Below are 20926 nucleotides of genomic sequence, written 5' to 3' on the forward strand. Positions count from 1 at the left end.
AGGCGCGATTGTAGCAGACGATCCGCGTTCCTTCCGGCAGAAATACTCAGTTATAAGAGAGCTTCATGACTCGGCCAGGATTATAAGTAAAGCATAATTTTTCCCTCTCCCCTTTGGGGTGAGGGGAAGATTACATCTCGCAATACCGCAGAAAACGCTGCAAAGAACTGGAAAGGTGTTTCTGACGATGATGAATGCACCACAGCGTGCGCACCAGTTTCGGGAGCGGGATGGGGATTTCAACCAGCGATCCGGTCTCCAGCTGTTCGGCAATAACGCGCCGGGAAAGACAGCTGATGCCGAGCCCGTGGCGCACCGCGTGCTTGATGGCCTCAGAGTTCCCAAGCTCCATCCCTAACTGGAAATGCGGCAGATGAGAAAGCAGCAGATAATCGACAATTTCACGCGTGCCGGAGCCCTGCTCGCGCAGGATCCACTGCGCCTGCGCCAGGCGCTCCAGCGTCACCTCGCCCTGCAATAACGACGAGGCCGGGGAGGCAAACACCACCAGCTCATCTTCCAGCCAGGGCTCGGCAATAATATCGACGTTATGGCAGGGTCCTTCGATGAGGCCGATATCCACGCGGAAGTCGATCACCGCGTTGATGACGTCCTGGCTGTTCCCTACGCTCATCTCCAGCGGCAGGGTCGGGAAATCCCGGCGGTAGCGGGCAATCACTTCCGGCAGGATGTAGTTCCCGATGGTGCTGCTGGCGTAGACGCGGATCGCACCGTTATCTTCGCGGAACAGCTGCTCGATTTCGATAGCCTGCTCCAGCAGCGCCAGCGCGCGCGGATAAAGAAGACGACCGTGCTCGTTGACCACCAGACGCTTCCCTACCCTGTCAAAAAGCTGAACGCCCAGCTGTCCTTCAAGATCGGTCAACGCCGCGCTGACCGCAGACTGGGAGAGCGCCAGCATTTGTGACGCCTGGGTCGTCGAGCCGCTTTTCAGCACCTCGGCAAATACTTCCAGCTGACGCAGAGTAATGTGCATGGTTGCTTACCACTTATATAGATTGATTATAAGTATATAATCAATTTTATTTTTAAGCCAGGGCGCCGTAACCTTTAGCCAGACAAAGGAGAAGGTTATGTCAGAAATCACCTTACAACATCATCGTACAGTGTGGCACTTCGTGCCGGGTCTAGCGCTCAGCGCCGCAGTAACCGCCGTCGCGCTATGGGGCGGCAGCATCCCGGCCATCGCAGGCGCAGGTTTCAGCGCGCTGACGCTGGCCATTCTGCTGGGCATGGTCGTGGGTAATACCGTTTACCCGCATATCTGGAAATCCTGCGACGGCGGCGTGATCTTTGCCAAGCAGCATCTGCTGCGTCTTGGGATCATTCTTTACGGCTTCCGTCTCACCTTTTCGCAGATTGCGGATGTGGGCGTGAGCGGGATCGCCATCGACGTCCTGACCCTGACCAGCACCTTTTTACTGGCCTGCTTTATCGGCCAGAAAGTGTTTGGCCTGGACAGGCAAACCAGCTGGCTGATCGGTGCCGGGAGCAGTATCTGTGGCGCAGCGGCGGTGCTGGCAACGGAACCCGTCGTTAAAGCCGAAGCCAGCAAGGTGACGGTGGCGGTAGCGACGGTGGTGATCTTCGGTACGCTGGCGATTTTCCTCTACCCGGCCATGTATCCGCTGGTTGCCCACTGGTTTAGCCCGGAAACCTACGGCATCTATATCGGTTCGACCATGCACGAAGTGGCCCAGGTGGTGGCGGCAGGACATGCTATTAACCCTGAAGCCGAAAACGCGGCGGTGATTGCCAAAATGCTGCGCGTGATGATGCTGGCGCCGTTCCTGATTTTCCTTGCTGCACGGGTTAAACAGCTGGCACCGGCGGACAGTAATCAGAAAAGTAAAATCACCATTCCATGGTTTGCGATCCTGTTTATCGTGGTCGCTATCTTTAACTCCTTCCACCTGCTGCCCAAATCGGTAGTGGATATGCTGGTGACGCTGGATACCGTACTGCTGGCGATGGCCATGGCGGCCCTGGGGGTGACCACACACGTCAGCGCGCTGAAAAAAGCCGGTGCGAAACCGCTGCTGATGGCGCTGGTACTCTTCATCTGGCTGATTGTCGGCGGCGGCGCGATTAACCTCGCGGTCCATAGCCTGATGGCATAAACCACTACATCCTTCTCCTGTTAACCCGCTATCATAGGCATTTCGGGTTAACAGGAGTCCCTTTATGAAATATGTTGGAGCGCACGTCAGCGCTGCAGGTGGCCTTGCGAATGCCGCCATTCGTGCCGCCGAAATTGAGGCGACCGCTTTCGCCCTGTTCACCAAAAATCAGCGCCAGTGGCGCGCCGCCCCGCTCACCGCCGAGGTGATTGACGATTTCAAAGCTGCCTGTGAGAAGTACCACTACGGGCCAGGCCAGATCCTTCCCCACGACAGCTATCTCATTAACCTCGGGCACCCGGTTGAAGAGGCGCTGGAAAAATCCCGCGAGGCGTTTCTTGATGAAGTTCAGCGCTGTGAGCAGCTTGGGCTGACGCTGCTGAACTTCCATCCTGGCAGCCATCTTATGCAGATCGATGAAGATGCCTGCCTGGCGCGCATTGCCGAATCCATCAACATCACCTTGGACAAGACCAAAGGCGTCACCGCGGTGATTGAGAATACCGCCGGTCAGGGCAGCAACCTCGGCTTTAAGTTCGAACATCTGGCGGCGATTATCGACGGCGTGGAGGATAAATCCCGCGTTGGCGTGTGCATTGATACCTGCCACGCGTTTGCCGCCGGCTATGACCTGCGCACCACCGAGGCAACGAAAAACACGTTTGATGAGTTCGAGCGCATTGTTGGCTTTAAGTACCTGCGCGGAATGCACCTCAACGATGCGAAAAGCGCCTTTGGCAGCCGCGTTGACCGCCACCACAGCCTGGGCGAAGGCAACATTGGCCACGATGCGTTTCGCTTTATCATGCAGGACGCCCGCTTCGACGGTATTCCGATGGTGCTTGAAACCATTAATCCGGATATCTGGGCAGAAGAGATTGCCTGGCTGAAGGCTCAGCAAACTGCTGAACAGGCGGCATAAAAAAAGCCGGGTGCGTAATGCGACCCGGCTTTTTTATTATTTATCGCTTACGCTGCTTTTGCCACAACTTCCGCTTCCGGACGTTTCAGCACCGCGTAAGAGAGACCCGCCACCAGCGTACCGGCGACGATGGCCAGCAGGTAGCCCAGTACCGGCGTGATGGCGCCAGGGATCAGCAGAACAAACAGACCGCCGTGTGGTGCCATCAGCTTCGCGCCAATCGCCATGGAGATCGCCCCGGTCACTGCACCACCCGCGATACAGCACGGCAGTACACGCATTGGGTCACGGGCCGCGAACGGAATCGCGCCTTCGGTGATGAAGCACAGACCCAGCACCAGCGCAGCTTTACCGCCTTCCTGCTGCGCTTTATCGAACTTACGACGGGCAATAATCGTCGCCAGGCCGAGCGCCAGAGGTGGCACCATACCTGCCGCCATGATCGCTGCCATTGGCGCGTAGGTCTGGGTACTCAGCAGGCCAACACCAAAGGCGTACGCCGCTTTGTTTACCGGACCACCCATGTCGGTACACATCATGCCGCCGAGAATTGCCCCCAGCAGAACCGCGTTCGCGGTACCCATGGTTTGCAGCCAGTGGGTCAGACCCGCCAGGATGCCTGCAACCGGCTTACCAATCAGGTAAATCATCGCCAGACCGACCACCAGGCTGGAAATCAGCGGGATGATCAGAATCGGCTTCAGCGCTTCCATACTCTGCGGCAGCTTGAGCTTCGAGCTGATGAGCTTCGCGACGTAACCGGCCAGGAAGCCCGCGATAATACCGCCGATAAAGCCGGAACCGGTGCTTACGGCCAGCATACCGCCGATAAGACCCGGCGTGAGGCCAGGACGATCGGCGATGGAGAAAGCAATAAAGCCTGCCAGGACGGGTACCATCAGTGCGAAGGCGGAACCGCCACCAATCTGCATTAACGCAGCGGCCAGCGTGCCTTGCTCTTTAAACGCGGTAATACCAAATGCGAACGAGAGCGCGATACACAGACCACCCGCAACCACCATCGGCAGCATGTAAGACACGCCGGTCAGCAGGTGACGATAGGCGCCTGCGGACTCTTTCTTACCTTCCGTCGCGGTCTGGCGCGCGCCGGTTGCCTGATACGGCTTCGCTTCCACCAGCGCTTTATCAAACTCCTGCGCAGTCTTTTTCAGCGCCAGGCCGGTAGACGTGCGGTACATTGGCTTACCGGCAAATTTCGCCAGGTCCACTTCGATATCCGCCGCCACAATCACCAGATCGGCCTCAGCCACTTCTTCAGGGGTGATAGCGTTGCCGGCACCGACGGAGCCGCGCGTTTCAACTTTAACCCACCAGCCGCGTTTTTTCGCTTCGGTTTCAATGGCTTCAGCTGCCATAAAGGTGTGAGCCACGCCCGTCGGACAGGCCGTCACCGCAACAATGCGTTTCGGGCCCGTGACCGCAGCCGGTGCCGTCGCGACGGGCGCGCTGTAAACAGACGCGTGACCTTTCGCTTCGCTCAGGAACAGTTCCGGATGAGCCACCGCGCGATTTATATCGCCCAGCCACACTTTTTTGCCGTTCAGCGCACTGTCAGCCGGGATTTTGTCGCCCAGGACAATGGCCAGTTCGGCATCGCCAGGGTTATCAGTCATCTCGAGATGTGCTTTGTTCGCCGCCGCTCCCAGCAAGGTCTTCGCCATATAGGCGCGAGCCTGTCCGAGACCGGAGTCAATGATCAGCAGCGTTTTCATTATTCCTCTCCTGCTGTTAGTTAAAAGGTTTTAAGTCAACGCGCGCCATCATCGCGGCTAACTGGGTACGATCGGTAATACCGACATTGCTCTGGCTGACGGCCAGGGCAGCAACGGCAGTGGCAAGACGTAAAGTATGTTCACTGGATTCACGCATCAGCAGGCCGTAAATCAGGCCGCCAACCATTGAATCCCCTGCGCCAACGGTACTCACAACTTCCATTGACGGCGGTTTGGCGATCCATTCGCCAGACGCGTTAACCCACAACGCGCCTTCTGCACCAAGCGAGATAACCACGTGAGCGATACCTTGCTCGCGCAGCGCATGGGCAGCGTCAATCACATCTTTTAGTTCTGGCAGCTTACGACCCGCCCAGATTTCCAGCTCGCGGCGATTCGGCTTCACCAGCCACGGCGAGGCTTTGAGACCCGCGACCAGCGCGTCGCGGCTGCTGTCAAAAATAATGCACGGGCACTGGCTGCGAAGGCGCGTCATCCAGTCGGTAAACGCTTCAGGGCTCACGCCGGACGGCAGGCTACCGCTGACGCAGACCATGTCAAACTGACCCAGCCAGGTCAGAGAATCGTTAACAAAACGCTCCCAGTCTGACGGCGTCACTTCGAAGCCAGAGAAGTTCAGATCGGTCACTTCACCGTCTTTCTCAGTCAGCTTAACGTTGATACGGGTACGGCCCTGAACAACCTGAAAACGGTTGGCAATGCCCAGCTCGCTGAACAGCTGCTGGAAACCGTCCTGGTTATCTTTACCGAGGAATCCCCCCACGGTGACGTCGATACCGAGATCCTTGAGCACTTTCGCGACGTTAATCCCTTTGCCCGCAGCATGCAGGCCAGTGGTACGCACGAGGTTGACTTCGCCGCGCTCAATTTCCGGGCAAAATCCTACCAGGTCATAAGCCGGGTTCAGCGTAATAGTCGCAACACGTCTGCTCATTATGCGCCCTCCCCCAGACCCGCCGCGATGGCGTCGCCAATCGCTTTCAGCGCCTGTTCAGCATCAGCACCCTGCGCGGTGAAACGCAGACGGTGACCTTTCTTCACGCCCAGCGCGACAACTTTCATCAGACTACGGCCGTTGGCCGGTTTGCCCGTGCCGTCAAGATTCGCCACGGTGATCTCACTCTCGAATTGTTTAATGGTATTCACCAGCATGGTACCCGGACGGGCATGCAGGCCGTGTTCGTTACGCACCACGAACTCCGCAGTTTGCACGTCATCCGTCAGCACATCATCACTGGTCAGCAGTGCCAGCACGGTGGAGGCATCAGCGTTCAGCAGTTTTTCAGCTTTGTTGTTCAGCAACAGGTCGCCCAGACGCTTCAGCACGGAAACCGGCTGTTCATCAGCCATCGCCACGGTCACCAGCATGGCCGCGCGCTCGCCTTCTACGTCAAACGCGTTGGCCGCGCGGCTCACGGCGATAGCGCTGCGCAGGTTGCCTTCAGCACTGTCGTTCAGCCAGATACCCTGACCCAGATTCAACGGCTTATCGTTAATCACGCGCGTCACAAAGGTGGCATCCGCCGCGCCGGCTTCTTTCAGACGACCGGCGTTCAGCGCCTGCAGCGTCACCAGATCGGAAGCAACCACGTCCAGCGTCAGCGTTTCATTATCCAGTTTCAGCGCTTCGCTCTGTTTTTCGCCCATCAGCAAGGCGCGCAGCTCTTCCGCTGTGGTGGCGGACTTAAGCTGTTCAGCCACCGCGTCATCACTCAGGACATGCGTCAGCTGACGCAGCAGACCTAAGTGTTCATCGCTGCTGGCCGCGATACCGATAGCCACATAGGCCACCTGACCGTCGCCCCAAAGCACGCCCTGCGGGAACTGATAAACCTTAACGCCGGTTTTCAACACCTGATCGCGGGTGTCGGTTGTGCCGTGCGGAATGGCAATGCCATTGCCGAGGAAGGTTGAGGTCTGCTGCTCGCGGGCCAGCATGCCGTTGACATAGCCGTCCGCGACGTTACCCGCCTGCACAAGCGCAGCGGCAACCTGGCGAATAGCCTCTTCTTTATCCCCGGCCTGAGCGCCCGGGTGGATATCCTGAACAGATAACTGGAACATGGTTCTCCACTCCTGCTGAAATTGAATCGTTTCAGCTTTAATGAGAAAAAATGCGCTAGCCTGCTCCGTTTGTTTAAACAAGATAGCGCTGAAACGTTTCAAAAAGTCTTGCGCTTTCTGCAATACCTTGCAAGTAAACTCGTCTTTCTGATGTCAGAATTTAGAGATACAGCACATTTCTTCTTCGTTCAGCTGAATTTTGCTGAAATTCAGCAAGTCAGTTTCAGCTAAGGTCAGCCGATGTGGTTGTAAGATGAAATGCCATTTTGATTTTTCGTGGCATCATTGACCGCGCCCACTGTTTTTTTAGCTGACGGCGTACACTCCGCCCCTCTCTGCTACTCGCTAATTATAAAACATGCATAACACCCCTGCGGCTGCCTCGCCGAAGCCCTTTGATTTAACCTCAGCGGCCTTCCTGATTGTTGCCTTCTTCACGGGCATTGCCGGTGCGTTACAGACGCCGACGCTGAGCCTATTTCTGACAAATGAGGTTCATGTTCGTCCGGCGCTGGTTGGCTTCTTTTTTACCGGAAGCGCCATCATCGGCATCCTGGTCAGCCAGTTTCTGGCGCGACGCTCCGACAGAAAAGGCGATCGTAAAAGCCTGATCGTTTTCTGCTGCCTGCTGGGGGTCATGGCCTGCGTTCTGTTTGCCTGGAACCGCAACTACTTCATTCTGCTCTTCATCGGGGTATTCCTGAGCAGCTTTGGCTCAACGGCGAACCCCCAGCTGTTCGCCCTTGCTCGCGAACACGCGGACCATACCGGACGTGAAGCGGTGATGTTCAGCTCTGTCCTGCGTGCTCAGGTGTCGCTGGCATGGGTGATTGGCCCGCCGCTGGCCTACGCGCTGGCGATGGGTTTTGGCTTTACGGTAATGTACCTGAGTGCCGCTGTCGCGTTTGTGGTATGCGGCGCGCTGGTGTGGTTCTTCCTGCCGTCCATGCGCAAAGAGCCCAAAGTGGCAACGGGCGTGCTGGAAGCGCCGCGCCGTAACCGCCGCGATGCCCTGCTCCTGTTTGTTGTCTGCACGCTGATGTGGGGCACCAATAGCCTGTATATCATCAATATGCCGCTGTTTATTATTGATGAACTGCACCTGTCGGAAAAGCTGGCGGGAATCATGATGGGCACCGCGGCCGGGCTTGAGATCCCGACCATGCTCATTGCGGGCTATTACGCAAAGCGCTTCGGAAAGCGTTTTTTAATGCGCATTGCCGCCTTCGCCGGTCTGCTGTTCTATGTCGGTATGCTGACGGTACATACGCCGGGGCTATTGCTGGCGTTACAGCTGCTGAACGCCATCTATATTGGCATTCTCGCGGGGATAGGCATGCTCTATTTCCAGGATTTGATGCCGGGCCAGGCAGGCTCTGCCACCACCCTTTATACTAATACCACCCGCGTGGGGTGGATTATCGCCGGCTCAATGGCCGGTGTCGTGGCAGAAATCTGGAACTATCACACGGTATTCTGGATTGCGCTGGTGATGTGTACGCTGACGATTGGCTGTCTGGCGAGGATTAAAGACGTTTAAGGTGCGGTGAGCGCCTCAAGCTCAAGAAGGTACGTCATCGCCTGCTCGCGCGTGCTGCCGCACATTTCGGCCGTGGGCTGAAGACCGGAGCAAACTTTCGGTCGCAACGGTGAGCCAAAGATCTTGCAAAGATTATTTTCCGAGAGCTGAACGCAGCGGGTATTGGAAGGCTTGCCGTCCGGCATTCCAGGAATGGGGCTTGAAATGGACGGTGCAGTACAGCACGCGCCACAATCGGGACGGCAATCCATAAATGCTCTCTTTCGCTGACGATGGCCCGCGTAGTCGGGCATCGCGCGCACAGTAACACCTTTTGCGTATTGATAGCAAAAGCCACGAATTCCACTTGCCTGAAAGGCCGCGCGCGAGTAATTTGGCGCGATATTTTTTACCTCCCGTAAACAGGATTACTGCAATGCCAAGAGCGAACGAAATTAAGAAAGGTATGGTGCTGAATTACAACGGCAAACTGCTGATTGTGAAAGATATCGACATTCAGGCACCAAGCGCCCGTGGTGCAGCAACGCTGTATAAAATGCGTTTCGCCGATGTGCGTACCGGCCTCAAAGTGGAAGAACGCTTCAAAGGTGACGATATTGTCGATACCGTGACCCTGACCCGTCGCTATGTTGATTTCTCCTACATCGACGGCAACGAATACGTGTTCATGGACAAAGAAGATTACACCCCGTACATCTTCACTAAAGATCAGATTGAAGAAGAGCTGCTGTTCATTCCTGAAGGCGGTATGCCTGACATGCAGGTTCTGACCTGGGATGGCGTGCTGCTGGCGCTGGAACTGCCTCAGACCGTCGATCTGGAAATCGTTGAAACGGCACCCGGCATCAAAGGCGCATCCGCCAGTGCCCGCAACAAACCGGCTACCCTGACGACCGGCCTGGTGGTGCAGGTGCCGGAATACCTCTCCGCTGGCGAGAAGATCCGCATCCATATCGAAGAAAAACGCTATATGGGTCGCGCTGACTGATTGCGGCGTTTGTCGGATGGCGGCTTCGCCTTACCCGACCTACAAAACAAAAAAACCGGCTCTCAGGCCGGTTTTTTTGTAGGCCCGGTAAGCGTAGCTCCACCGGGCAACAGAGCTTACAGAAGCTCCGGATACTTCGTCATCTTCAGCGCCAGCTCAACTCCACGCACTTCCGCCATCCCTTTAAGACGGCCAATCGCAGAATAGCCTGGGTTGGTTTTCTTACGCAGATCGTCCAGCATCTGGTGGCCGTGGTCTGGACGGAACGGAATAGGACGCACATCGCCAATCTGCTTGCGACGCGCCTCTTCGGCCAGAACGGCGTCTACCACCGCCACCATATTCACATCGCCGCCCAGGTGAGCCGCCTCGTGGAAGGTTTTTGGGTTCTCTTCACGGCAGGTCGCGCGCAGATGCGTAAAATGAATGCGGTCGCCGAAGGTTTCAATCATCCGCACCAGATCGTTATCTGCCCGCACGCCGTAGGAGCCGGTACACATGGTGAAGCCGTTATAGATGCTGTCGACCGTCTCTTTCAGCCACTGCATATCTTCAATTGTGGAAACAATGCGCGGCAGGCCGAGAATGGGACGCGGTGGATCGTCCGGGTGCACGGCCAGGCGAACCCCGACCTCTTCCGCAACCGGCACGATAGCGCGCAGGAAATACGCCATGTTTTCACGCAGCTGGTGCTTATCAATATTGCCGTATTCCGCCAGGCGGGCGCGGAACTGATCCAGCGTATACCCCTCTTCGGCACCCGGCAGGCCCGCAATAATATTACGGGTCAGCTTTTCGATGTCCGCGTCGCTGGCTGCATTGAACCATTCGAGTGCCTGCTGCTGCTCTTCCACGCTGTAATCCGCTTCGGCGCCAGGCCGTTTCAGGATGTGCAGCTCGAACGCTGCAAAGGCAATCTGATCGAAACGCAGCGCTTTTGAGCCGTCCGGCATCTGATATTCGAGGTCGGTTCGCGTCCAGTCGAGGATGGGCATGAAGTTATAGCAAACCGTATCAATACCGCAGGCCGCGAGGTTACGAATGCTCTGCTGATAGTTAGCAATCCAGGTCTGATACTCCCCGGAATGGGTTTTGATATCTTCATGAACAGGAATGCTTTCCACCACAGACCAGGTTAATCCCTTCTCCGCCAGCAGCGCCTGACGCGTCTGTATTTCCTCTACCGGCCAGACCTGACCGTTAGGAATATGATGCAGCGCCGTGACGACACCCGTTGCGCCAGCCTGACGCACATCATCAAGAGAAACCGGATCGTTCGGCCCGTACCAACGCCAGGTTTGTTCCATTGCCTCACCCTCTTAAGTTGTTATACCAATATGCGTTACTGCAATGACGACTACCATACATGTTTGCCGTAAAGGGTCAATACACCGCCACACATTGATTGATCAAACTCACATAACGGGGATATTTACGGCTCACCAATTTTATTTGCTGTCATATAACTTTACACTGGCATTGTTAATTAATGGTTAATCAGGTGTGTATCTCATGAAGACAATTGCCTCTACCGTCCTTCCTGCCGGGGTTCAGCAACCTCGCTACGATCGCCAGTCATTACGCTCCCGCATCGTTCACTTTGGCTTTGGCGCGTTTCACCGTGCGCACCAGGCTTTGTTAACAAATAGGGTGCTGAATGAAAAAGGCGGCGACTGGGGGATTTGTGAGATTAGCCTGTTCAGCGGCGACGCGCTGATGAGCCAGCTGCGCGCGCAGGAGCATCTGTTCACCGTGCTGGAGAAAGGGGCTGAAGGAAATGAGGCGATTATCGTCGGCGCCGTCCATGAGTGCCTGAACGCAAAGCTGGACTCCCTGCCCGCCATTATTGAGAAATTTTGCGAGCCTCAGGTCGCGATTGTATCGCTCACCATCACGGAAAAAGGCTATTGCATCGATCCCGCGACCGGAAAACTCGATCTGAATAACCCCCGGATCGTCCACGACCTTGAAAACCCCTCAGAGCCACATTCTGCCCCAGGGATCCTGGTCGAAGCGCTCCACCGCCGCCGCGAGCGCGGTTTGCCTGCGTTTACCGTGCTCTCCTGCGACAACATCCCGGATAACGGGCACGTGGTCAAAAACGCGGTGCTGGGCATGGCGCAAAAGCGTTCCGCGGCGCTGTCTGAATGGATTGATAGCCACGTGAGCTTCCCGGGAACGATGGTTGACAGAATTGTTCCCGCCGCGACGGAAGCATCGCTTGCGGAAATCACCGACGCGCTCGGCGTTGAAGATCCGTGCGCCATCAGCTGCGAACCGTTTATTCAGTGGGTGGTGGAAGATAATTTTGTCGCAGGCCGTCCCGAGTGGGAAGTGGCGGGTGTCCAGATGGTGCAGGATGTTCTGCCGTGGGAGCAGATGAAATTACGCATGCTCAACGGCAGCCACTCTTTCCTGGCGTATCTGGGGTACCTCGCGGGCTACGCGCATATTAATGAATGCATGGAGGACGCGGCGTTCCGTGAAGCCGCCCGTCGGCTGATGCTGAACGAGCAGGCCCCCACGTTACGGATTAAGGATGTCGATTTCACCGCCTACGCCGATAGCCTAATTGAACGCTTTGCCAACCCGGCCCTCCAGCATCGGACCTGGCAAATCGCGATGGACGGTAGCCAGAAGCTGCCCCAGAGAATGCTTGACGGGACCCGCGTTCATCTTGAGCGAAATACGCCGTGGCCGCTGCTGGCTCTGGGCGTGGCCGGCTGGATACGCTACGTCAGCGGTATCGACGACCGTGGCAATGCGATTGACGTTCGCGATCCCCTCAGCGATAAAATCCGCGCCATCGTCAACACCAGCAGCGACGCCGACCGCGTTAACGCGCTGCTGGGGCTGAGTGAGGTCTTTGGTCACGATCTCGCACAAAACAGCGTCTTTGTGGAGACTGTCCGCCAGGCATACCAGCGCATTATCCGCAACGGCGCACGTCAGGCTGTTATCGAAACGTTAAATATTTAACGATTATTGCGCTTAACGCGAACGGATGAGGCCTCCGTTCGCCCTTCCCCTTCTCACAGGTCACGTTTTTCGCCAGGATAGAGAGAATAGTGTTATAGCATCACAATTCTGATCTGGAGCGCACGTGACCAAAACCAACCTCATCACCGGTTTTCTCGGCAGCGGTAAAACCACCTCAATTCTCCACCTGCTGGCGAATAAAGATCCGGCCGAGAAGTGGGCCGTGCTGGTCAATGAATTTGGCGAGGTGGGCATTGACGGCGCGTTGCTGTCATCCAGCGGCGCGATGATTAAAGAGATCCCCGGCGGATGCATGTGCTGCGTCAATGGCCTGCCTATGCAGGTCGGCCTCAATACCCTGCTGCGTCAGGGCAAACCTGACCGCCTGCTGATTGAACCTACCGGGCTGGGTCACCCTAAGCAAATCCTCGATTTACTGACCGCCCCGGTTTACGAGCCGTGGATCGATTTGCGCGCCACCCTGTGCCTGCTCGATCCGCGTCAGCTTCTGGATGACAAGGCGGTGGCAAATGAGAACTTCCGCGATCAGCTCGCCTCCGCTGACGTTATTGTCGCGAATAAAGCAGATCGCGCCACGGCTGAAAGCCAGGCCGCGCTGGATGCGTGGTGGCAACATTTTGGCGGCAATCGCACGCGGGTGCAGACCACCCAGGGGAATATTGATAGCGCCCTGCTTAACCTGCCTCGTCTGAACCGCACCGAGCTGCCCGCCAGCGCGGAGCATTCGCACAGTCATCCGGTTAAGCAGGGTCTGGCAGCCCTGAGTCTGCCGGAACACCAGCGCTGGCGTCGTAATCTGAATAGCGGCCAGGGATATCAGGCCTGCGGATGGATTTTTGATGCTGAAACCGTTTTTGACACCATCGGGATCCTGGAGTGGGCCCGTCTTGCGCCCGTCGATCGCGTGAAAGGGATCATGCGCACCCCGGACGGACTGGTGCGGATCAACCGCCAGGGCGACGATTTCTTTATTGAAACGCAAAACGTGGCACCGCCTGACAGCCGTATAGAGTTAATTAGTGCGGTTAACGCCGACTGGAATGCCCTCCAGTCCAGTCTGTTGAGGATTCGTTTAAGTTCGGGCGGCTAACGTTGCCCCAGTTTTCACTCTATGCAGAACGTTATGACAACTCGATTTCCCCTGATATTACTGCTTAATGTCGCCGGTCTGGCGCTTTTCCTCTCCTGGTATATCCCGGCAGATCATGGTTTCTGGTTCCCGCTGGATTCTGCCATTTTTCACTTCTTCAATCAGGAGCTGGTGAAGAGCAACGCGTTCCTGTGGCTGGTGGCAATTACCAACAACCGCGCCTTTGACGGCTTCTCGCTGCTGGCGATGGGCTGCCTGATGCTCTCTTTCTGGCTGAAAGAGGACAAAGCCGGGCGTCGGCGTATTCTGATTATCGGTCTGGTGATGCTGCTGTTTGCTGTCGTCATTAACCAGCTGGCCACCGCGATTATTCCGGTTAAGCGTTCCAGCCCAACGCTCTTTTTCACCGATATTTATCGCGTCAGCGAACTGCTGCATATTCCAACAAAAGATGCGTCGAAGGACAGTTTCCCTGGCGATCACGGCATGATGCTGCTTATTTTTTCCGCAATTATGCTTCGCTATTTCGGCAGAAAAGCGTTTGCCATAGCCCTGATTATTTTTGTGGTTTTTGCCTTCCCGCGCGTAATGATTGGCGCTCACTGGTTCACCGATATTGCCGTCGGTTCGCTCTCCGTTGCGCTGATTGCGCTGCCGTGGTGTTTGATGACCCCACTGAGCGACAGGATAATAGCGCTGTTCGATCGCTATCTTCCCGGCAGAGCGCAACAACAATTAAACAAATAACTAACCTAAATTAACGTGAGCTATCAGGGATCGACATGATCCCCGATAGCCTTTCCGCCACGATCTTTTCCCAGCGTCATATTCTTGTCATCACATTCATGATAAAAATGAAGCAATTGCGCGATAAAGCCTCGGATCTGTCCGCATTTTAAGCAATTACGGATTTTTACTTTCTGTATCACATTTTCTTATAAAAAAAAGGCTTTTTTTTCTCGCAATACCCCAGGCAATCGGTTAATCTCGAACTCGTTTTGCCCCATAGAGATAATTATTTCGCTGGCGAATAATTTTGTGCGCTGTACCACAAATGTGACCAGAAAGAATTGTCTCAATGTGAACAGATAATTAGTCTCGTCACGTTTGGCATTTTTATAACGATATTTGTCGTTAAGGACTTCAAGGGAAAATAAACAAAATGGTCAAATCTCAACCGTTTCTGAGATATATCTTACGGGGGATCCCGGCGATAGCAGTCGCGGTACTGTTGTCTGCATGTAGTACATCGAACACCGCAAAGAATATGCATCCTGAGACGCGTGTTGTGGGAATGGAAGATTCCTCGTCACTGCAAGCCTCTCAGGATGAATTTGAAAATATGGTACGTAATCTGGACGTGAAGTCCCGCATTATGGACCAGTATGCTGACTGGAAAGGCGTGCGTTATCGTCTTGGCGGCAGCACAAAAACAGGTATTGATTGTTCCGGTTTTGTACAGCGTACATTCCGCGAGCAATTTGGGTTAGATCTTCCGCGTTCAACCTATGAACAGCAGGAGATGGGCAAGTCGATTTCACGTACCAAACTGCGCACCGGTGATCTAGTCCTGTTCCGTGCCGGTTCTACAGGTCGACATGTTGGCATCTACATTGGTAATGACCAGTTCGTACATGCCTCCACCAGCAGCGGTGTCACCATTTCCAGCATGAATGAACCGTACTGGAAGAAGCGCTACAACGAAGCACGCCGCGTACTGACCCGCAGTTAATATGACTATCGTATCGTTGGTTATCCCTTGGCTGGCGATATGATGAAAAAAAGCACTGCTTCGGCAGTGTTTTTTTTTGCCCGTTACACTGAATACATCCAGCGGCATTTCAGGAATTACGACGTCTATGTTCACCCGCTATTTCTCCAGCAATCGCAAGATACTGATCCTCAGCATCATCACAGGCCTGATCGCCGCCCTGCTCCTGGGTTCGTTGCAATTTTTCTGGAGCTACCACAAGCGGGAAGTCAAATTCGACACCCTGATCCACGATGTGAGCATCTATATGGAGAGCTATTTCGATGAGTTAAAAAATTCTATCGATGTGCTCCAGCCGCTCACGTTAAACAATTGCCACGACGTAAATCAGGAACTCACTTCGCGCGCTGCCTTTAGCGTTAACGTTCGCGCATTCCTGCTGGTCAGAGACAAAATGGCGTTCTGCTCTTCTGCTACGGGTCCGATGAATTCCCCAATGGAGGAGCTGATACCTGAGCTGCACATCGACAAACAGATTGATATGGCGTTGCTTCCCGGCACTCCGATGTTGCCCAACAAGCCCGCCATTGCCATCTGGTACCGTAACCCGCTAGTGAAGGACGGCGGCGTATTTACCTCAGTGAATCTCAACCTGACGCCTTACCTGCTCTACACGGCTCGCCAGGACGAATTTGCCGGCATCGCCATCATCATTGGCGATCATGCGCTGTCAACGCGGTCCAGCATGCTGGTCAACGCGCACGATCTTCATGAAACGCCGGCCCGTACCGCAACGCTGAAAGACGTTCCCCTGACCATAAATCTGTATGCGGACGCCTGGACCAGCGATGAAATTCTTTACGCCCTGTTCTTCGGGCTGGTATGCGGCATTTGTGCCGGTTCGCTCAACTACTATATCCTCAGCATTCGCCTCAACCCGGGTAAAGAGATTTTGAGCGCGATTAAGCGCGGCCAGTTTTATGTAGTCTATCAGCCCGTCGTCGATGCTAAATCGCTCCAGATGACCGGGCTGGAAGTACTGATGCGCTGGAAACACCCGACAATGGGGGAAATTCCGCCCGACGCGTTTATCAATTTTGCCGAAGCGCAGAAGCTCATTGTCCCGCTGACGCTGCATCTTTTTGACCTTATCATTCACGATGCTCCCGTGTTACAAACGCTGTTACCTCCGGGCGCAAAGGTGGGCATCAACATCGCGCCGGGGCATCTGCATGCGGAAAGCTTCAAGGACGATATGCGCACCTTCAAAGCGTTACTGCCGCCAGATTACTTCCAGATCGTGCTGGAAATTACCGAGCGCGATATGCTTAACCATCGGGAAGCCAACAGCCTCTTCGAATGGCTGCATAACGAAGGGTTTGAAATCGCCATTGATGATTTTGGTACCGGCCACAGCGCGCTGATTTACCTTGAGCATTTCACCATGGACTACCTCAAGATAGACCGCGGATTTGTTAATGCGATAGGGACTGAGACGGTAACGTCGCCGGTGCTGGATGCCGTTCTGACGCTGGCAAGACGACTGAATATGTCGACCGTCGCCGAAGGGGTAGAGACACCGGAACAGGCCGCCTGGCTGCGCGAACACGGCGTTAATTTCCTGCAGGGATACTGGATTAGCCGCCCGATGCCGCTGGCGCAGTTCCGCGAATGGCGGCCTGATATTTCGGCCGAGGGTGATTAATTTCACATTGCCCGTGACGTCACTTATTATTCAGCTTAACCGAGCCGGTCTGTAAAGAGGGAGCTGCCGCGAGATGCTTATGCGCTTTATGTTGCTGATGTTGGCATTCACGAGCCTGTCCAGCCAGGCGCAAGCCATCAAAGAAAATATCGCCTTCGCGGTGATTGGCGAGCCGAAATACGCGGTCAATTTTACGCACTTCGATTACGTCAACCCTGCCGCGCCGAAGGGCGGAAAGGTCACGCTTTCCGCCACGGGAACCTTCGACAACTTCAACCGCTTCGCCCTGCGCGGCGTGGCGGCCGCGCGGACGGAATCGCTTTACGATACGCTCTTTGTCACCTCTGATGACGAGCCCGGCAGCTACTATCCGCTTATTGCCGAGAACGTGCGTTACGCCGATAACTTCGCCTGGGCGGAGATCTCCCTTAACCCTCGAGCTCGTTTTCATGACGGTACGCCGGTTAAGGCCAGCGACGTTGCGTTCACCTTTCATAAATTTATGACCGAAGGCGTTCCCCAGTTCCGCATCGTGTATAAAGGCGCGTCGGTCAGAGCCATTGCGCCGCTTACCGTGCGCATCGAGCTGAGCGAACCAAATAAAGAGAACATGCTCAGCCTGTTCTCGCTGCCGGTGATGCCGGAATCGTTCTGGAAAAACCACAAGCTGAGCGACCCGCTTTCCACGCCTCCTCTGGCTGGCGGCCCCTACCGCATCACCGACTGGCGCATGGGGCAATATGTCGTCTATTCCCGCGTCAAAGACTACTGGGCAGCCAATCTGCCGGTAAACCGCGGACGCTGGAACTTCGACACCCTTCGCTATGATTACTACCTTGACGATAACGTGGCGTTTGAAGCGTTCAAAGCGGGGGCCTTCGATTTGCGGGTCGAGAGCAGCGCCAAAAACTGGGCGACCCGCTATATCGGCAAAAATTTCGCCAAAGGCTATATCGTCAAAGACGAGCATAAAAATGAGTCTGCGCAAGACACGCGATGGCTGGCGTTTAATATTCAGCGTCCGGTATTTAATGACCGCCGGGTGCGGGAAGCCATCTCCCTGGCCTTTGATTTTGAGTGGATGAACAAAGCGCTGTTTTACGGGGCTTACAGCCGCGCCAACAGCTATTTCCAGAACACGGAATATGCCGCGCGCGATTACCCGAAAGCCGACGAGTTGATTCTGCTGGCCCCCCTTAAAGCAGAGGTACCGCCAGAGGTGTTTACAACGGTGTTTCAGCCGCCTGCTTCAAACGGTGACGGCTACGACCGCGACAATCTGCTCAAAGCCAGCAAGCTGCTGGATGACGCGGGCTGGCATCTGAAGAATCAAAAACGTGTTGATGCCAAAACGGGAAAGCCTCTCAGCTTTGAGCTGCTGCTCTCGTCCGGGGGCAACGACCAGTGGGTGCTGCCGTTTAAGCACAATCTTGAGCGGCTGGGCGTGACCATGAACATTCGCCAGGTGGATAACGCGCAGATCACCAGCCGCATGCGCAGCCGTGATTACGACATGATGCAGCGCCTGTGGCCCGCCCAACCGTGGCCCAGCTCGGACCTGCAAATCTCCTGGGCCTCCAGCTACATCGACTCCTCCTACAATGCGCCGGGGGTAAAAAGCCCGGCGATTGACGCGCTGATTGCGAAAATCGTGGCGGCGCAGGGGGATAAAGAAAAGCTCCTGCCGCTCGGGCGCGCCCTCGACAGGGTCTTAACCTGGAACTACTACATGCTGCCGATGTGGTATATGGGCGAAGATCGCCTTGCGCGCTGGGATAAGTTCTCCGTGCCTGCCGTGCGCCCTGTCTACTCCCTGGGCTTTGATACCTGGTGGTATGACGTTAACAAAGCCGCCAGACTTCCCGCTGAGCGGCGATAAGGAATCATCATGGGTGCCTATCTTATCCGTCGTCTTCTGCTGGTCATCCCCACCCTGTGGGCCATCATCACGATTAACTTTTTTATCGTGCAAATTGCTCCCGGCGGCCCGGTCGATCAGGCGATTGCCGCCATTGAATTTGGCAACAGCGGCGGCATGCCCGGCGGCGGCGGCGGTGAAGGCATGGGCGCAAGCCATGCGCGAACCGGCGTAGGGAATATCAGTGAAAGCCATTATCGCGGCGGACGCGGGCTGGATCCGGAAGTGATCGCCGAGATCACCCACCGCTACGGCTTTGACAAACCGATTCACGAGCGCTATTTCAAAATGCTCTGGGATTACATCCGCTTTGATTTTGGCGATAGCCTGTTTCGCAGTGCGTCAGTGTTAACGCTGATCAAGCAAAGCCTGCCGGTTTCGATCACGCTGGGGCTGTGGGGAACGCTGATTATCTATCTGGTCTCTATACCGCTTGGGATCCGCAAAGCGGTGTATAACGGTAGCCGCTTCGATATCTGGAGCAGCACGTTCATTATCATCGGCTATGCCATCCCGGCGTTTCTGTTTGCCGTCCTGCTGATCGTCTTTTTTGCCGGGGGAAGTTATTTTGACCTCTTCCCGCTGCGGGGGCTGGTCTCCGCCGATTTCAGTTCCCTGCCGTGGTATCAGAAAATCACCGACTATCTCTGGCATATCACGCTGCCGGTTCTGGCCACGGTCATTGGCGGGTTTGCGGCCCTGACCATGTTGACCAAAAACGCCTTTCTCGATGAAATTCGTAAGCAGTACGTCGTCACGGCGCGCGCCAAGGGCGTGAGCGAGAAGCAGATCATGTGGAAACACGTGTTCCGCAACGCCATGCTGCTGGTAATCGCCGGGTTTCCGGCCACGTTCATCGGCATGTTTTTTACCGGCTCGCTGCTGATAGAGGTCATGTTCTCGCTCAACGGTCTGGGGCTGCTGGGCTATGAGGCTACCGTATCGCGCGATTATCCGGTGATGTTTGGCACACTCTATATTTTCACCCTGATTGGCCTGCTGCTGAATATCATCAGTGATATCAGCTATACGCTGGTCGATCCCCGAATCGATTTTGAGGGCCGCTGATGCCGCGTTTAAGCCCCGTCAATCAGGCCCGCTGGGCCCGTTTTCGCCACAACCGCCGCGGCTACTGGTCGCTGTGGATTTTTGCCGTGCTGTTTGCCTTAAGCATGTGTTCGGAGCTGATCGCCAACGACAAGCCGCTGCTGGTGCATTTTAACGATCGCTGGTACGTGCCGGTCATCGCCAGCTACAGCGAAAGCGACTTTGGCGGCCCGTTTGCGACACGGGCGGAATATCAGGATCCGTGGCTTCGCCAGCAGATTGAGCAGCACGGCTGGGCGCTCTGGGCGCCGGTGCGCTTTGGCGCAAACAGTATAAACTTCGCTACCACGACCCCCTTCCCTTCCCCGCCCTCCGCGCAAAACTGGCTGGGAACGGATGCTAACGGCGGCGACGTGCTGGCACGCATCCTGTACGGCACGCGAATATCGCTTCTCTTTGGGCTGATGCTGACGCTCTTCTCCAGCGTGATGGGCGTTGTGGCGGGCGCCGTTCAGGGTTACTACGGCGGGAAAATTGACCTGTGGGGCCAGCGTATCATCGAAGTCTGGTCTGGTATGCCAACGCTGTTTCTGATCATCCTGCTTTCCAGCGTCGTACAGCCCAACTTCTGGTGGCTATTAGGCATCACCGTCCTGTTCGGCTGGATGGCGCTGGTCGGCGTGGTGCGGGCGGAGTTTCTGCGCACCCGCAATTCCGACTATATCCGCGCGGCGCAGGCGCTTGGCGTTAGCGACCGGAGTATCATCTTCCGCCATATGCTGCCCAACGCCGTGGTGGCAACGCTCACCTTCCTGCCGTTTATTCTGTGCAGCTCCATCACCACCCTCACCTCGCTGGATTTTCTCGGTTTCGGGCTACCGCTGGGTTCCCCGTCGCTTGGCGAACTGCTGCTGCAGGGTAAGAACAACCTCCAGGCGCCGTGGTTAGGCATCGCCGCCTTTCTTTCCGTGGCCGTGCTGCTGTCGCTGCTGATTTTTATTGGCGAAGCCGTGCGGGATGCCTTTGATCCGAACAAGGCGGTATAA

General features: G+C 55.7%; 18 protein-coding genes. 12 read left to right on the forward strand and 6 right to left on the reverse strand.

From position 1 onward, the window contains the following. Positions 1–130: 130 nt before the first annotated feature. Positions 131–997 (reverse strand): DNA-binding transcriptional regulator YeiE, encoded by an 867-nt coding sequence (gene yieE / locus FOY93_RS15095; protein WP_047346566.1) that lies wholly within the window; start codon positions 995–997, stop codon positions 131–133. A 97-nt stretch (positions 998–1094) separates the two neighbouring features. Between yieE and FOY93_RS15100 the strand changes: the two genes are divergently transcribed. Beyond that, positions 1095–2141 (forward strand): YeiH family protein, encoded by a 1047-nt coding sequence (locus tag FOY93_RS15100; protein ID WP_143345329.1) that lies wholly within the window; start codon positions 1095–1097, stop codon positions 2139–2141. A 64-nt stretch (positions 2142–2205) separates the two neighbouring features. Further along, on the forward strand, positions 2206–3063 hold the full coding sequence (gene nfo / locus FOY93_RS15105; RefSeq protein WP_104950504.1) for a deoxyribonuclease IV: 858 nt from the start codon (positions 2206–2208) through the stop codon (positions 3061–3063). 47 nt (positions 3064–3110) lie between these two features. Here nfo and fruA read toward each other — a convergent pair whose 3' ends face one another. From fruA to fruB, 3 genes are read right to left on the reverse strand one after another with little or no spacing between them, the layout of a single operon-like run. Continuing rightward, entirely contained in the window at positions 3111–4796 is a 1686-nt protein-coding gene (gene fruA, locus FOY93_RS15110; protein WP_136195436.1) for a PTS fructose transporter subunit IIBC, read from the reverse strand. 16 nt (positions 4797–4812) lie between these two features. Next, positions 4813–5751, reverse strand: a complete 939-nt coding sequence (fruK, locus tag FOY93_RS15115) for a 1-phosphofructokinase (protein ID WP_008500936.1) — start codon at positions 5749–5751, stop codon at positions 4813–4815. Beyond that, positions 5751–6881: a fused PTS fructose transporter subunit IIA/HPr protein gene (gene fruB / locus FOY93_RS15120; RefSeq protein WP_111965334.1), complete on the reverse strand. Its 1131-nt coding sequence runs from the start codon at positions 6879–6881 to the stop codon at positions 5751–5753. The genes fruK and fruB overlap by 1 nt, the downstream gene beginning before the upstream one ends. Positions 6882–7239: 358 nt before the next feature. On the opposite strand from fruB, the gene setB reads away from it, so the two are divergent. Continuing rightward, a complete protein-coding gene (gene setB / locus FOY93_RS15125) occupies positions 7240–8421 on the forward strand; it encodes a sugar efflux transporter SetB (RefSeq protein WP_136195438.1) in 1182 nt (393 codons plus the stop codon). Here setB and FOY93_RS15130 read toward each other — a convergent pair. Further along, positions 8418–8672 (reverse strand): YkgJ family cysteine cluster protein, encoded by a 255-nt coding sequence (locus FOY93_RS15130; RefSeq protein WP_143345330.1) that lies wholly within the window; start codon positions 8670–8672, stop codon positions 8418–8420. The genes setB and FOY93_RS15130 overlap by 4 nt on opposite strands. A gap of 164 nt (positions 8673–8836) precedes the next feature. Between FOY93_RS15130 and yeiP the strand changes: the two genes are divergently transcribed. Then, complete coding sequence (yeiP, locus tag FOY93_RS15135; protein WP_008500940.1) at positions 8837–9409, forward strand: elongation factor P-like protein YeiP; 573 nt, start codon at positions 8837–8839, stop codon at positions 9407–9409. A 116-nt stretch (positions 9410–9525) separates the two neighbouring features. Here the strand turns inward: yeiP and uxuA are convergent, their stop codons facing one another. Beyond that, entirely contained in the window at positions 9526–10716 is a 1191-nt protein-coding gene (gene uxuA, locus FOY93_RS15140; RefSeq protein ID WP_143345331.1) for a mannonate dehydratase, read from the reverse strand. 205 nt (positions 10717–10921) lie between these two features. On the opposite strand from uxuA, the gene FOY93_RS15145 reads away from it, so the two are divergent. The 8 genes from FOY93_RS15145 (at position 10922) to FOY93_RS15180 (ending at position 20926) form a co-directional block, all read left to right on the forward strand. Next, positions 10922–12388 (forward strand): mannitol dehydrogenase family protein, encoded by a 1467-nt coding sequence (locus FOY93_RS15145; protein ID WP_143345332.1) that lies wholly within the window; start codon positions 10922–10924, stop codon positions 12386–12388. 124 nt (positions 12389–12512) lie between these two features. After that, positions 12513–13499, forward strand: coding sequence for a CobW family GTP-binding protein (locus tag FOY93_RS15150; protein WP_143345333.1), 987 nt, complete (start codon positions 12513–12515; stop codon positions 13497–13499). Positions 13500–13532: 33 nt separating this feature from the next. After that, positions 13533–14246 carry a phosphatase PAP2 family protein gene (locus FOY93_RS15155; RefSeq protein WP_172621918.1) on the forward strand — a complete coding sequence of 238 codons (714 nt, stop codon included), beginning with the start codon at positions 13533–13535 and terminating at the stop codon, positions 14244–14246. 415 nt (positions 14247–14661) lie between these two features. Beyond that, positions 14662–15231 carry a bifunctional murein DD-endopeptidase/murein LD-carboxypeptidase gene (gene mepS, locus FOY93_RS15160; protein ID WP_008500946.1) on the forward strand — a complete coding sequence of 190 codons (570 nt, stop codon included), beginning with the start codon at positions 14662–14664 and terminating at the stop codon, positions 15229–15231. A gap of 127 nt (positions 15232–15358) precedes the next feature. After that, positions 15359–16915 (forward strand): cyclic di-GMP phosphodiesterase, encoded by a 1557-nt coding sequence (locus FOY93_RS15165; RefSeq protein WP_111965304.1) that lies wholly within the window; start codon positions 15359–15361, stop codon positions 16913–16915. 73 nt (positions 16916–16988) lie between these two features. Then, positions 16989–18794 (forward strand): extracellular solute-binding protein, encoded by a 1806-nt coding sequence (locus FOY93_RS15170; protein ID WP_136195441.1) that lies wholly within the window; start codon positions 16989–16991, stop codon positions 18792–18794. A 9-nt stretch (positions 18795–18803) separates the two neighbouring features. Then, a complete protein-coding gene (locus FOY93_RS15175; RefSeq protein WP_143345334.1) occupies positions 18804–19901 on the forward strand; it encodes a microcin C ABC transporter permease YejB in 1098 nt (365 codons plus the stop codon). Further along, entirely contained in the window at positions 19901–20926 is a 1026-nt protein-coding gene (locus FOY93_RS15180; RefSeq protein WP_143345335.1) for an ABC transporter permease, read from the forward strand. The genes FOY93_RS15175 and FOY93_RS15180 overlap by 1 nt, the downstream gene beginning before the upstream one ends.

The sequence above is a fragment of the Enterobacter sp. 18A13 genome, from assembly GCF_007035975.1.
In the GTDB taxonomy this organism is placed as follows: domain Bacteria; phylum Pseudomonadota; class Gammaproteobacteria; order Enterobacterales; family Enterobacteriaceae; genus Enterobacter; species Enterobacter vonholyi.

Bases quoted from the DNA above. Each gene is read 5' to 3' on its own strand.
- nfo (WP_104950504.1), top strand. From the start codon at position 2,206: ATGAAATATGTTGGAGCGCACGTCAGCGCTGCAGGTGGCCTTGCGAAT.
- mepS (WP_008500946.1), top strand. From the start codon at position 14,662: ATGGTCAAATCTCAACCGTTTCTGAGATATATCTTACGGGGGATCCCG.
- setB (WP_136195438.1), top strand. From the start codon at position 7,240: ATGCATAACACCCCTGCGGCTGCCTCGCCGAAGCCCTTTGATTTAACC.
- FOY93_RS15165 (WP_111965304.1), top strand. From the start codon at position 15,359: ATGTTCACCCGCTATTTCTCCAGCAATCGCAAGATACTGATCCTCAGC.
- fruA (WP_136195436.1), bottom strand. From the start codon at position 4,796: ATGAAAACGCTGCTGATCATTGACTCCGGTCTCGGACAGGCTCGCGCC.
- uxuA (WP_143345331.1), bottom strand. From the start codon at position 10,716: ATGGAACAAACCTGGCGTTGGTACGGGCCGAACGATCCGGTTTCTCTT.
- fruB (WP_111965334.1), bottom strand. From the start codon at position 6,881: ATGTTCCAGTTATCTGTTCAGGATATCCACCCGGGCGCTCAGGCCGGG.
- FOY93_RS15175 (WP_143345334.1), top strand. From the start codon at position 18,804: ATGGGTGCCTATCTTATCCGTCGTCTTCTGCTGGTCATCCCCACCCTG.
- yieE (WP_047346566.1), bottom strand. From the start codon at position 997: ATGCACATTACTCTGCGTCAGCTGGAAGTATTTGCCGAGGTGCTGAAA.
- fruK (WP_008500936.1), bottom strand. From the start codon at position 5,751: ATGAGCAGACGTGTTGCGACTATTACGCTGAACCCGGCTTATGACCTG.
- FOY93_RS15130 (WP_143345330.1), bottom strand. From the start codon at position 8,672: ATGGATTGCCGTCCCGATTGTGGCGCGTGCTGTACTGCACCGTCCATT.
- FOY93_RS15145 (WP_143345332.1), top strand. From the start codon at position 10,922: ATGAAGACAATTGCCTCTACCGTCCTTCCTGCCGGGGTTCAGCAACCT.
- FOY93_RS15100 (WP_143345329.1), top strand. From the start codon at position 1,095: ATGTCAGAAATCACCTTACAACATCATCGTACAGTGTGGCACTTCGTG.
- FOY93_RS15170 (WP_136195441.1), top strand. From the start codon at position 16,989: ATGCTTATGCGCTTTATGTTGCTGATGTTGGCATTCACGAGCCTGTCC.
- yeiP (WP_008500940.1), top strand. From the start codon at position 8,837: ATGCCAAGAGCGAACGAAATTAAGAAAGGTATGGTGCTGAATTACAAC.
- FOY93_RS15180 (WP_143345335.1), top strand. From the start codon at position 19,901: ATGCCGCGTTTAAGCCCCGTCAATCAGGCCCGCTGGGCCCGTTTTCGC.
- FOY93_RS15155 (WP_172621918.1), top strand. From the start codon at position 13,533: ATGACAACTCGATTTCCCCTGATATTACTGCTTAATGTCGCCGGTCTG.